We start from the raw sequence: 12,778 nt of genomic DNA on the forward strand, positions 1-12,778 counted from the left end.
CGAGCGCATCTTTCGCGATAAGCTCGACGGGCTCGAGGATTTTGAAGGGCATCGGCAAAAGGTCGCAAGGCGCCGGTCTTTGGCATGCGGCGGATGGGGGAAGACATGACAGACAGGCTCAAGGGCAAGATCGCAATCATTTCGGGCGGCGCCACTGGCATGGGCGGTGCGGCCTCGCGCCTGTTTGCGGCCGAAGGCGCGAAGGTCGCGATCATCGACAGAAATGGCGATGCGGCGGCTGAGACCGTGCGCGAAATCCGCGATGCCGGCGGCATCGCCGACCATTGGGTTGCCGATGTTTCGGATGAAGCGGCCGTCAATGCCGCGGTCAAGGACATCGAGGGCCGCTTTGGCGCCGTGACCGTGCTCTTCAACCATGCCGGCACCATCGTCATCAAGCCGTTCCTCGAAACGACGCTCGAGGAATGGGAGTGGCTGCACGGCGTCAACGTCCGCTCGATGTTCCTCATGACCAAGGCGGTGCTGCCGGGCATGATCGCTGTCGGCGGCGGCTCCATCGTCTGCACCTCGTCGATCTCCGCCGTCGCGGCAACCCCGATGGAGGTGCTCTATGACACGACGAAGGGGGCGGTGCATATGTTTGCTCGCGCTATCGCCGTCGAGTTCCGCGATCGCAATATCCGCTGCAACGCCGTCTGCCCCGGCTTCATCCGCACGCCACACGGGCTGCGCGAGGTCGCCGAGCTGCAGGCCCTCGGCGTCGATGTCTCGGATGCGGCGATCGCGGCCCAGCAAGGGCGGATCGGGGAGCCCGAGGATGTGGCCCGCGCCGCCCTTTATCTGGCCTCCGACGAGTCCAACTTCGTCAACGGCATCCACCTGTTCGTGGACAATGGCTTTACCGCCATCTGATCGCAAATAGCAGTGCATCGTCCGAGCAAGTCGATATTTTTCAATAGGATATGGCTGTCAATTTCGTAACCCCGATGGTAAGGGAGCTTTACGAATGACTTCACTGCCCCCGGGTGTCCTTTGAGTACAGCTTGGCAACAGACCGGAATTGAGGCGCCGCCGCTGACGGAGAGTGCGCGGGCAGTGCTGCGAACCATCGCAAGCAGCGGCCCTGCGACGAGACCGCAATTGAGCGCGTCGCTGATGTTTTCGAAACCCACCATGTCGGCGGCCGTCAGCGAACTTGAACGGCACGACCTGCTCGCGCCGGCCGGCATCAATCGCGGCTCGGTCGGACGAACCTCCGTCACCTACGGCCTAGGGCCAAAGGCGGGCTTCGTCATCGGCGTCGATTGCGGCACGACCCATATCAACGCCATTGCCCGCGGCCTCGACGGCACCACACTCGGAACCGTCGAAATGCCGCTTGTCGACAAATCCGCCGATGAACGGTTTCTTCTGATAGAAGATGTTGTCGCAAGGTTGCTTTCCCAGTTCGAAACGCGATCGACGCCGTTGCGCGCAATCGCGATCGCCCTGCCGAACATCATTTCCGCATCGCTGGAGAGAATGTTCGGCCGCGAGACCTTGATACCCGTTCTGGAGCATTTGCAAGCCACCTACGGCGCGCCTGTATTGCTTGAAAACAACGTCAACTGCGCCGCCCTTGCCGAATATCACGAAGGATCGGCGAAGCAGTATTCCTTCGTAATCTACATGCAGATCGGCGTGAAGACCGGCATGGGCATCGTGCTGGACGGCACGCTTTTCCGGGGCTTCAAGGGTGGCGCCGGCGAAATCGGCCACCTGCCCTTTCCATGGTCGGAATACGAACGGCCGAAATGGCAACAGGTGGAAACCTATATGGGATCTGCAGCCCTCCTGGAGCGCGCCGCAGCAAAATGGCCCGCCGGTGAGGGCGCCCCACCGAAGAGTGCCAGCGAACTTTTTGACCGCGTGGAACAATCTCCGACGGCGCGCGCCATTGTTGAGCAGCATGCCCGCGATGTCGGAAACCTCGCTGCCGCCTGCGTCAGCGTGCTCGATCCGCAACTGATCGTGCTTGGGGGCGGCGTCGGGCAAAACCCGCAATTGCTGCCAGGTGTGAGGGATATGGTGAAGGAATTGTGCTGGCCGGTGGAAGTGGTCAATGGCCAGCTATCGAACCAGGCGACCGTGCTTGGGGCCGTGCGTCTCGCCATCGACTTCGCCATGGCGAGACTTTTGGGAGAGGAAGGCAAGACTGCCTTCCTCTATCCGAGCGCGCTCGCCGTCAACCAAATCAGCATCTGAGCAAGGCTCAGATGTCGCGCTTGGTATCGGTCTGGCGGTAGCGGAACTCGCAGACCGGCAGGCCGGCATCCTCCGAGAGCGTCGCAATCAGCAATTGTGCGGGAATAGCCTGCAGAATGGCATCGCCGATGCCTTCGGAGAAGGCCGGAACATGAATGACGACGAGATTGTCGGTATCTACAACATCGGTCCGCGCGGTGACGAGAACCGAGGGAATGCCGAAGCCGGCGAGATCCTGCGCCAGCTTCACCTCGCGGCCATTACCGAACAGCAGCACGCCGCTATCCCGGTCGTTCGGCTCCATCGGCCCATGGAGAAAGTTTAGCGTATCCCAATCCTGGGCAGCGACACGTGCGGCTTCGCGGATCAGGAGCGCCGCGTAGCCGGCCGTGCCCAGAGCTGCGCCTGCGCCAACGCAATCGATTGACGTCTTGCCGGCCAGCAACTTGGCGGCCTTGTCGGCCTGAGCGCGCGTTTCGGTCAATACAGCCTCGGCGCGACCTGAAAGTTCCTGCCAATTCGTGCCGGACGGGCGACCGGCCTTATCGATGAGCAAGGCTGCACTCAGCAGCGATCCGAGATAACTTGTCGTGTTCGGGCCGCTATCCGCGCCGCTCTCGGTTGCGATCATATGCTTCACGACCCGCGAAATCGGCGTGCCGTCCGCCTTAGCGATACCGTAGGAATGGGCGTTGGGACGCAGTTCCATCGCGCGCGCCGGCTCTTCGCTGCGGCCGGAGGCGGAAAAGGCGATATAGGCCTCGCCGGCATCGACCGATGGGTCATAGAGATCGGTACCCGGCAGGGCGAAGGCGCGCAGGCCCTGCGCGCGCATCTGCGCCGCGGCGACGACGGCCGCATAGAGGCTGGCACCGATCCCGACGAGGACCGTCGGTCCACGCCTTACCGGCTCCAGATCGAGGGTTTCCAGCCGCGTGGAGACGGCGCCGAAGCAGGTATTGAGGGCAGCGGGCTGCAATGCGATCGCTTCGCGGTAAGGCACTCTGTCTGTCATGATCATTCCCGTATCTTTGCAAGGAAAGGCGGCCGCGCAAATAACGGCCGCCCGAGGTTTGGCCGATCTCAATCCAGCTTCATGTAGTCGGCGAATCGCGCGGCATCGTTGATGGTGACCTTGTCGAGCTTGTTTTCGCCGAGGCCCCATTTCTCGAAGATCTTGGCATAGGAGCCATCGTCGATCATCGACTGCATGGTGGCCGCCAGCGCATCGCGCAGCTTCGGATCATCCTTGCCTACGAGCATTGCCTGGTAGCCTACCGCATACTGGGTACCGGTCACGAGCTCCAGTTTCTTGTTACCCGCCGGCTGATGCTGGAGGCTGTAGGCCGCTACCCCTGTCGTGTCCATGGAAAGGTCGACGCGACCGCTCTGCAAGGCGATCTTGATCTGGTCGTTCGATGGGAACTGCATGACATTGAGCGGCTTATCGGCCGGGCAAAGCGTCTTCTGCTTGTCGAGGAGCTGAAGCGGGATCGAGCCCTGGACCGCGCCGGCATTGAGCCCGCAGGCGTCCTTCAGCCTATGCACGCCCTTCGGATTGCCCTCCAGCACGATGATGCTGGTGCCCTCGAGCATGTAGTTGACGACATCGACGATCTTCTCGCGCTCGGCAAAATCGCCGAAGGCGGACATGCCCATATCGAAACGGCCAGCCTGAATGCCGGGAATGATGCTGGCGAACTGCGCCGGCACGTCGGTAAACTTCACGCCGAGACGGGCGCCCATTTCGTCGCGAAGCTCGCGTTCGAGGCCGATAATCGTCTTGTTGTCCTCGCCGTAGAAATCGTAAGGTGGTGTCTGCGGTTCCGTGCCCACCTTGATCTCGCCCGAAGACTGGATCTTTTCGGGCAGCATGGCGTGCAGTTTCTGGTCGACGCCCGCGGCCCAGGCCGTGGAGGTTGCGAGCATCGTCGCCAAGGCGAAGGTGATTGTCAGTTTGGTCTTCCCTGTCATTGTCATTCCCCTTTTTTCCTGGTGCACGTGAAGGACGTGCGGCCTCATTGCGGTGCCTGCCGGTCAGTGCATCCGTCTCAAAAACGCTTGCGTTCTTTCCTGTCGCGGATTGTCGAGGACTTCGCGTGCCGGCCCTTCCTCGACGACGACGCCCTGATCCATGAACACGATCCGATCGGCGACATCGCGGGCGAAGGCGAGTTCGTGCGTCACCACGATCATCGTCATTCCGTCCGCCGCGAGTTTGCGCATCACGTTCAGCACCTCGCCGACGAGTTCGGGATCGAGTGCGGATGTCGGCTCGTCGAAGAGCATCAGCTTCGGGTTCATCGCCAGCGCTCTGGCGATCGCTACGCGCTGCTGCTGCCCGCCGGAGAGCTGATAGGGATAGGCGCTGCCGCGGCCTTCGAGATCCACCATCTTCAGGAGCTCTCGTGCTCTGGATACCGCCTCCTCGCGCGACTTTCCGCGATTGAGGATCGGCGGCTGAGAAATGTTCGTCAGCACGTCCTGGTGGGCGAAAAGATTGAAACGCTGGAACACCATGCCGATGTCGCGCCGCTGCACGGCCAGTTCCTTGCCGCTCATCTCATGCAAGGCATCGCCCCGCTCGTGATAGCCGATCAACTGGCCATCGACGAGAATGCGGCCCGCTGTCATTCGTTCCAGGTGGTTGATGCATCTGAGAAAGGTCGATTTTCCGCTTCCCGAGGGACCGAGCAGGCAGACGACCTCGCCCTTGTCGACGGAGAGGTTGATGCCCTTCAGCACTTCCAGCGGACCGAAGGATTTGTGGACGTCGATCGCCTGGACGAGAGCTCTTGCCGAGGACGATGTTGCAGGAGCACTCATCCGTTTCTCCCTTCCGCGCCCATGAGGCGCAGGGCGCCTTGCAGCAGGCCGGGCGCCTGGTTCGTAGATTTTCCAAGCCGGCTTTCGATGACGAGCTGGATGGCTGAGGCGATCGTGGTCATTACGAGGTACCAGATGCTGGCAACGATCAGCAGTTCGATGATCAGGAAGTTCCGGGCGTAGATGTTCTGCGCGCGCGTCAGCAGGTCCTGGGCTGCGACGACGGAAACGAGCGAGGTCGTCTTCAGCATCGAGATCGTCTGATTGCCGATCGGCGGGATGATGACGCGTAGCGCCTGGGGAAAGATGATGCGCAGCATCGATTGGGCGGGCGTATAACCGAGCGCCTTGGCGGCTTCATTTTGGCCGCTATCGACAGCGAGCAGTCCGCCGCGAATGATCTCCGCCATATAGGCCGCCTCATTGAGGCTGAGGGCAAGAAGCGCTGCGACGAAAGCCGTGACGATCGAATTGGTGTCGATGTGGATGGAACCGATATCGATGCTCGGAATGAAAAGCTGGATATTGAACCAGAAGATGATCTGGACCAGCAGCGGCGTGCCGCGGAAGAACCAGATATAGAGGCTTGCGAAACCGGACAGCACCGGATTGGACGCGAGCCGCATCGTGGCAAGGATGGCACCGGCAACGATGCTGATGATCATCGACAAGACGGTGAACAGGATAGTCAGCTTGATCCCATCCAGGATCGTCTCGTCGAAGATATATTGAGGTATGGCCGACCAGGCGATGTGGCGGCTGGCGGCGACCATGAACACCAGCAATACGACGACAGCGATCAGCACGACCGCGATCACGCGCTGCCCCCAGTTTCGTGCGGGAATGATTTTTTGGGAGGTCATGCGGCTCTCCAATCATCGGCAGTTTTCAACTCGCCGTCGATATGCGGCGGCGGCAAGGTGGCCGGCAGGTCACCACGGCTGAGCTTGCGGGCGAGCACCATCGCCCCTGCCACCGGCGCCTCGTTGAGAAGGGTCAGCGTCAGATCGGGCAGACGATCGCCGAGGGCGGTCTTGAAAGCCGCGAGAAGCCGCGGCTGACGGGCAATGACGCCGCCGCCGGTGACGACATCGCCACGCGGCGCGCCGCGTTCCAGCAATTGCGCTGTGAGCACGGCAAGTGAGGCACCCGCCTCCGTGATGACCTTGTCGGCATATCGCGAACCTGCATTCGCTGCGTCGAATACCAAGGGTGCGAGCCGGCCTATGCCGGCTGCCGATCCGATCTCGCCCAACGCCCGCCCAATCTCGATCGGCGACGATATGCCAAGCGCTTCTATGAGGTTGCGACCGAGAAGATCAAGCGGTTGTCCCTGGTCAAGCGCAAAGCGGATGGTCCGCGCCGCTTCCCGCACAAGACCGCTCGCACTTCCTTCGTCGCCCAGATACCAACCCCAGCCGCCGGATGCGATCATCCTACGCGCAGCGTCGCGCGAGACCGCAATCGAACCGGTACCGCTGATAACGGAAATGCCGCTCGACTTGCCCGCCGCCGGCAGCAACAGCTCGGAGTCGTTGAGAACGAGCACGGCGCCGGGCAAATGCCGGGCAAGCCTTGTTTGCAGCGCAAGCCGATCCTCGTCGCTGTCGCAGCCATGCGCGCCGACGACCGTGATCTTCGGTGCCGCTGCGGTCGTTGCGACAAGCAGCGAAACGAGGGCTTGCGCATCCACATCATGGTCGACGCGAGCGCGCCATTCGGCCGTGTGGACGGTCCTTTCGCCAACCGTCTCGCCATTCATCTCGGCGATAAGCTGCGTTTTGGTTCCGCCAATATCAATTCCAGCAATCATGCGTCCCGATCCATTTGTTAGGTAACTTACCTAATTATGGGAGACGCGCAAGCATTATTTCGTACTCTCGGATCTGTGGATGATCTCGATACTGAATTGACCCGCGCCAACTCATGACCTGAACGATTGCAGCAGGGTCGCCGAATTCAGATGGGCAGAGCCGGTCGGCCTCGGACCTCATCGACGGGACGCGACAGGTATGTTTGGTGATGGGTTACATGGCGAGCGCGTATGACGCCCGCTCGGCCTGAAGATATGCGAGCGTCCGTGCAATCCCCTCCTCCAGACCGACCGAGGGGGTCAGTCCGTAGGAGCGTTGCAGGGCCGTGTCGCCGCAGCGGTAAAAGACACCTTCCGGATGGTTCGATCGCCCGGTGACGGCCGGCTGCCAGCCGATCTGCCGACTGATCGCCTCGGCCAACGCGATGAAGGAAGTCGCGGTGCCGGTCGATAGATTGAGGCTTGCCCCGTCGGGAAGCAGCTCCTTCGTCTGCCAGATGAAGTCGATGCAGTCCGAGATGTGGATAAAGTCCCGACACTGATGGCCCGAGCCCCAGACGAAGACTTCCGGCGCACCCTTTTCCGCAAGCAAGCGACGGCAGATCGCCGGAAAAGGATAGGCAAGATCCTGATCCTCGCCATAGCCGCTGAACGGCCTGTAGGCGATGGCCCGCCGGCCGTACCGTTCGACATAGAGTTTCATCAGATATTCGCCGGTCAATTTTGCCCAGCCATAGCTGAGATCGGGGACACCGACGGCGGCGTCGAAATTGATCATGTCCTCCGACAGCAGCCGATGATTGGCGATAGTCTGCAACGACACCGGATAGGCCGCACTGGAACTGAAGAATATGACTGAACCGGGTTTGGCGCGTGATGCCCACTGCCACAGTTCCGCATCGACTGCCAGATCCTCGGCAACGTCGAGCGCGCGCGTCTCGAGCGTCAAGCGACCGCCAACGAGCGCGGCAAGATGGAAGACATAGTCGAAATGCTCGGGAGGGCGCGCGAAGAACGTCCGGCAATCCTCTTCGCAAAAAGTGAAGCGGGAACGCTGAAGCCGCTGCCACAGTTCCGGATGCAGCGCCCCCGTTCCCGCGACCAGTGAATCGACGCAGACGACATCCAAGCCCTCGGCGAGAAGCCGCCGGACAAGATGCCGGCCCACGAAACCGCAACCCCCAGTCACTAACGCGCGTCCCATTGTCTCCCCCCACCACTATGCAGAAAAATCACCCCGTCCCAGATAGATATCCACCATGCGGCGCCCCCATTCCGCTCTGCTCGGCGCGATGCGGCGGCCAAGGGCCAACGCCCCTTCGCTCAGCCGCCGCATCAAGTGGTCGTCATCCGTCGCCACCAATTTCTCGGCCAGCGAATCCGCATCGCCGCTATCGAATACCAAACCGGCGCCATTCTCCTCGACCTCCGTCGCAATCAGCGCATTGCTGCTGACGATGACCGGGATGCCGGACATCAATGCTTCGGCGGCGACCAGGCCGTAAGGCTCGGGCATGCGCGACGGCATGACGAAAACGCGCGCGCTGCCGGCGATCTCGGTCACCTCTTCGTCGCTTAACCAGCCAGGCACATAGCAATGCGGCAACAGCCGCTGCATCTCGGCAAGCAATGGCCCGCGCCCGATCAGCGTTGCCGTCCTGCCGGTCTTGTTGAGCGCATCCGCCAGAGTATGAACCCCTTTTTCCCAGCACATGCGGCCGAGGAAAACAGTGCGGCGGTTGCGCCACGCCTCGACAGGCGCCGGCGTCAATGGCTGCGTCGGCGTGCGCAGTGTCGTGAAATGCTGGAAGGGGCCGGTGCGCAGAAACGCTTCCATGCTCTCATGCGCCAGGACGATGCCCACCCGGCTCCAAAATCCCTCGCCGACCCCCTGCTGTGTCAGGGTACGACGGAAGCGCCAAAGCTTATGGAGATAACTGCGCTTGTCGCAATTGGTCGTCAGACAGGCGAGAGATAGCGGCTTGATGTCACAAACCTCGCCGCTGCGGAAATTGATAAGGCCGCCATTCGGGCAGGTCAGGAAGAAATCATGCGCCGTGACTATGACTTTGACCCGATGCCTGGCAAGCGCATAGAAAATCGAGGGCGAGAGGATCTGTGACCAGCCATGCACATGGACAACGGTTTCCTCATCCGATTCCCGAAGCAGGCCTTCCATCGCCTCATAGGCTCGCCGATTGTAGTTCTTCGCAAGGATATCGGCGGTCGCCGGCCCCTCTCGAAGGGCACGCTCGCCCAAGGCAACCGTCCGGATACCGGCAAAGCGCGGCTTGAGGCCTTCGCCATCGTCGCCGACCAATACGGCGCATGTCAGCCCGGCATCTCTGCTTGCCTCAAGACATTGCAGCGCCACCTTGGTTGCGCCACCGCGAACGGTCGAAACATCATTGACAAGTATGAGACGCATGAGAACAGCAACTCGCCTATGGCATTAACCAGGCGCAGCGAAAGAAACCGTCCTCTTACGTTTCGCGCCCGATACATAAAGCGCCCTAACACGCCAGCTTTTCAATTCATCCATTCGCACGAAAGCATCCCGCTTTCAGGTTGAATTCACAGGGTCCCATCGATGCAGGAGGGGGAAATGCCGGTAGCGCATGCTTACCAAGCCATGTACTCCAGCTTGCTGTTTGCGCAACCACCAGGACGCTCTATTCAAACCGGAGCATCAGCGCGCGATTTGGTCCGGCGATTGGACGGGAATGTCAAACGGCAGGAAGTGTTTGAGATTGGCTATCCTTTAAGCTGATCGTTGTCATGGTAAGCTCCTAAAAGAGGTCACTTATGACTACTTTTAGGAGCGTATTTGTATAAAATCAAGGCGAGGAACATGGGTTGCCGTGACGTTCACATCGCTGCCACCGACGGAGCAAAGAAGCCCGCCATTCATTCCCTCGCCTTCTTGACCGCTATCTCCATTTCCTTGAACGGACGGCGAAAGGTGGGCACGCGCTCGGTAACAGAAGGAAAAGCGCCGAACGGCTTGTGTGGCTCGGCCTGATACCAGAAGGCGACCGAGGAAATATCGTCGGAACGGCGGTTGGCGTGGCCATGCTCGATCGTCACGCGGATGCTCTTCTGGAAGATCGCCGGATCTTCGATATGCCAGCGATAGAGCGTGACGGGCTCGGTCCAGTTCGGACCACCGGCGGCGATAATGCCATGATAGGGCGCGCTATATTCCTGTGTCGGGCACCACGCCGTGTTGAAATAATCCTCCGTGCCGGTGCCGTGCAGCGTTGGCGGCCAGGCGTCATTGGCACCAGGCGCAGATTCCGGCCGAGGTTCGATCAGCGCTGCCTTCGGCCCGATGCGCGGATCGGGCTTGCGCACGGTATCAGGCACGGAAAGCCCCTGCTCGCCGTCGATGAAGATCATGTCGTCGCCTTCGCCGTACCAGTCCCACACGTCAGAGCGACGGCGCGAATAGACGCTATAGAGAACGCCGACATAATGACCGCGGCCTTCTGCCTCCAGGATCGTATAATTCTCTTTGCCGTCGACATTCTCGCCGCCGAAGAGATATTCCTCGTTGGTGAGACCCGTATCGCTCATGCCCTGGGGCTGCGACTGGCGATACTGCGCGTGGAAACGTCCCATGTCCTCTTCAAGCGTCTGATGAAGCTCGAGATCGACATAGTAGTAGAACAGCAGGTCGTGTTCGGCTTCGTTCGTCACCGTCAGCGTCATGTGCGAGCCGAAGGGCATGGGAAAGTAGCAGTTGAACGCCTTGCCGTCCTCAGGGCTCGCCTGCATCGGCAGGCTGGCGTAGTTTGCCGTGCGGCCATGGCCCATGCCGAAGAAATCGCCAATCGGCGCTTCGACGCTCGGCTCCGTCTCGCCATCCCAATAGGCGCGCAACATGATCTTGCGCAGGAAATTCTCGCTCTCGCAGGCAAGCGTTGCCCAGATATGGGTGATAATGCCGGCGCCCGAGTGCTCGGCGATCACCTCCGTCTTTCCCGGCTCGATATGGAAGCGATCGTCGTTGCCACCGGTGCGATCATAGCTCGAAAAGCGGCGCGTTCTTGCTTCGCGCAGCTTCGCAAGCCCGCGCAGGGGTGAAAGGCCGAGATTGCTCATAAGTGTCTCCTGTCTTGAATGAAGGCGGCTATTTCAGGCCGCTGGTCTTCAGCGAATCCATGATCTGCCGCTGGAAAATCACGAAGAGGATGAGAGTGGGAATGGCGACGATGGTGGAGGCCGCCATCATGTAGTTCCAGGATGCCGAATACTGGCTTTTGAAGTTGGCGATGCCGACCTGCACCATCCAAAGGTTCGGATTGGAGGTAATCGTCAACGGCCAGAGGAAGGAGTTCCAGTTGGCGAGGAAGAACAGGATAGCAAGAGCCGACATGATCGGTCGGCTCAGGGGCAGAATGACGCTCCAATAGATGCGCCAATAGCCGGCGCCGTCGATCACCGCCGCTTCCTCGATCTCGCGCGGCAAAGAGAGATAATATTGCCGCAATAGGAAGATGCCGAAGGCATTGAAGATCGCGGGAATGATGAGCCCCGCATAGGAATTGATCATGCCCATTGCCTTGACGATGATGAAGAGCGGGACGATCACGACCGGAAGTGAGACGAGAAAGGTCGAGAAGATCGCCAGAAAGATGATCTCACGCCCGGGAAAGCGCAGACGCGCCAGCGCATAACCCGCCATGGTATGGAAGAACAGCGCGACGATCGTCACCGTCGCCGAGACGAAGAAGCTGTTGAGCATGTAGCGGATGAAGGGCACGCCGGTCAGAACGTATATGAAATTGTCGAGCGTCGGTGCTTCCGGTATCAGCGATGAGGAGAAGGATTCGGCCGCTGGTTTGAAAGCGATCGAGACCATCCAGAGCAGCGGAAACAGCGTCATCAGTGCCAGGATGGCAGCGATCAACATCCACAGGCAGCGCACCAGCGTGACCTGCGATCGCGCGAAATAGGCGTTGGAGGCATCATTCCGCATGATCGAAACGCCCTCCGCGCGTGACGGCAAAGAAAATCGCGGTAACGGCCATGAGCGCGACGACCAGGATCGACGACATTGCGGCCGCATAGCCGAAGGCACCGAAGGAAAAGGCCTGCTGATAGATGTAGACGATCAGCACCGCCGTCGAATTGGCAGGGCCGCCCTTGGTCATGACGTAGATGATATCGAAGGCCTGGGCGCCGGCAACGGCAGCAACCATCGAGACCATGACAACGAAGAAGCTGGTGGGTTTCAGCAGCGGCAGCGTGATGTATCGGAAGCGTTTGACCGGGCCAGCACCGTCGATCATCGCCGCCTCATAATATTCCTTCGGGATATCCTGCAGGCCACCCAGGAAGATCAGCATATAGAAGCCCATCAGGAACCAGACACTGACAAGCACGACGGTGATCAAAGCGAAATTCGGATCGCCGAGAAATGAGATAGCGGGAAGACCGAGGTTCGCCATGGTCTGACCAACGACGCCGATCTTGTCGATCACCATGAATTGCCAGACAAGGGCGACGACGACGAGGCTCACCATATTCGGTGCAAAGAACATCGAACGGACGACCGCATTGAAGCGATTGGTCTGCTGTACGAGAAGCGCCAGCCCCAGGCCCGTGACATAGAGCGACGGCACGAGCATGACGGCATAAAGCGCGGTTACTCTCGCCCCTTTCCAGAACAGGGGATCATGCCACATGCGCATATAATTCTTGGCGCCGACGAAATTGTAGCCGCCGAAGCCATTGACTTCATAAACGCTCAGGGCGAGCGACAGAAGCATCGGCACACCGAGAAACAGAAAGAGGCCGAGCGCATCGGGCAATACGAAGAGGTAGCCCGCGATCCACTCGCGATGCCGGGCGGAAAGGCCTTTGCGTCTGCCATTCGCATGGCTTGTCGTCGCATCTGCAATTGTCGTCATGATCTCGTCCCGGAAAGAG

General features: G+C 60.3%; 12 protein-coding genes. 2 read left to right on the top strand and 10 right to left on the bottom strand.

The genetic code is table 11. The annotated features are described in order from the left end of the window. The first annotated feature begins 105 nt into the window (after positions 1 to 105). Together PH562_RS27165 and PH562_RS27170 are read left to right on the top strand one after the other, a co-directional pair. On the top strand, positions 106 to 873 hold the full coding sequence (locus PH562_RS27165; RefSeq protein WP_285176803.1) for an SDR family NAD(P)-dependent oxidoreductase: 768 nt from the start codon (positions 106 to 108) through the stop codon (positions 871 to 873). Positions 874 to 1,116: 243 nt separating this feature from the next. Beyond that, entirely contained in the window at positions 1,117 to 2,205 is a 1,089-nt protein-coding gene (locus PH562_RS27170) for an ROK family protein (protein WP_285176804.1), read from the top strand. A gap of 7 nt (positions 2,206 to 2,212) precedes the next feature. Here PH562_RS27170 and PH562_RS27175 read toward each other — a convergent pair whose 3' ends face one another. The 10 genes from PH562_RS27175 to PH562_RS27220 all read right to left on the bottom strand — a co-directional run bounded on the left by PH562_RS27175 (position 2,213) and on the right by PH562_RS27220 (position 12,759). Next, complete coding sequence (locus PH562_RS27175; protein WP_285176805.1) at positions 2,213 to 3,220, bottom strand: SIS domain-containing protein; 1,008 nt, start codon at positions 3,218 to 3,220, stop codon at positions 2,213 to 2,215. A gap of 68 nt (positions 3,221 to 3,288) precedes the next feature. After that, positions 3,289 to 4,179 carry an ABC transporter substrate-binding protein gene (locus PH562_RS27180; RefSeq protein WP_285176806.1) on the bottom strand — a complete coding sequence of 297 codons (891 nt, stop codon included), beginning with the start codon at positions 4,177 to 4,179 and terminating at the stop codon, positions 3,289 to 3,291. A gap of 63 nt (positions 4,180 to 4,242) precedes the next feature. Further along, positions 4,243 to 5,031 (bottom strand): amino acid ABC transporter ATP-binding protein, encoded by a 789-nt coding sequence (locus PH562_RS27185; protein WP_285176807.1) that lies wholly within the window; start codon positions 5,029 to 5,031, stop codon positions 4,243 to 4,245. Beyond that, positions 5,028 to 5,894: an amino acid ABC transporter permease gene (locus tag PH562_RS27190; RefSeq protein ID WP_285176808.1), complete on the bottom strand. Its 867-nt coding sequence runs from the start codon at positions 5,892 to 5,894 to the stop codon at positions 5,028 to 5,030. Before PH562_RS27190 ends, PH562_RS27185 begins: the two co-directional genes overlap by 4 nt. Then, positions 5,891 to 6,844, bottom strand: coding sequence for an N-acetylglucosamine kinase (locus tag PH562_RS27195; RefSeq protein ID WP_113232238.1), 954 nt, complete (start codon positions 6,842 to 6,844; stop codon positions 5,891 to 5,893). Before PH562_RS27195 ends, PH562_RS27190 begins: the two co-directional genes overlap by 4 nt. 214 nt (positions 6,845 to 7,058) lie before the next feature. Then, the gene (locus PH562_RS27200) at positions 7,059 to 8,048 is read right to left on the bottom strand and encodes an NAD-dependent epimerase/dehydratase family protein (protein WP_285176810.1); all 990 of its coding nucleotides are present in this window, start codon (positions 8,046 to 8,048) and stop codon (positions 7,059 to 7,061) included. Positions 8,049 to 8,063: 15 nt separating this feature from the next. Further along, positions 8,064 to 9,272, bottom strand: coding sequence for a glycosyltransferase family 4 protein (locus PH562_RS27205; RefSeq protein WP_285176811.1), 1,209 nt, complete (start codon positions 9,270 to 9,272; stop codon positions 8,064 to 8,066). Between the two features lie 479 nt (positions 9,273 to 9,751). Next, entirely contained in the window at positions 9,752 to 10,948 is a 1,197-nt protein-coding gene (locus PH562_RS27210; protein WP_285176813.1) for a glycoside hydrolase family 172 protein, read from the bottom strand. Between the two features lie 28 nt (positions 10,949 to 10,976). Next, positions 10,977 to 11,825: a carbohydrate ABC transporter permease gene (locus PH562_RS27215; RefSeq protein WP_285176816.1), complete on the bottom strand. Its 849-nt coding sequence runs from the start codon at positions 11,823 to 11,825 to the stop codon at positions 10,977 to 10,979. Next, entirely contained in the window at positions 11,815 to 12,759 is a 945-nt protein-coding gene (locus PH562_RS27220; RefSeq protein WP_285176817.1) for a carbohydrate ABC transporter permease, read from the bottom strand. The genes PH562_RS27215 and PH562_RS27220 overlap by 11 nt, the downstream gene beginning before the upstream one ends. Between the last annotated feature and the right edge of the window lie 19 nt (positions 12,760 to 12,778).

The sequence above is a fragment of the Rhizobium centroccidentale genome (assembly GCF_030182565.1).
Taxonomy (GTDB): Bacteria; Pseudomonadota; Alphaproteobacteria; order Rhizobiales; family Rhizobiaceae; genus Rhizobium.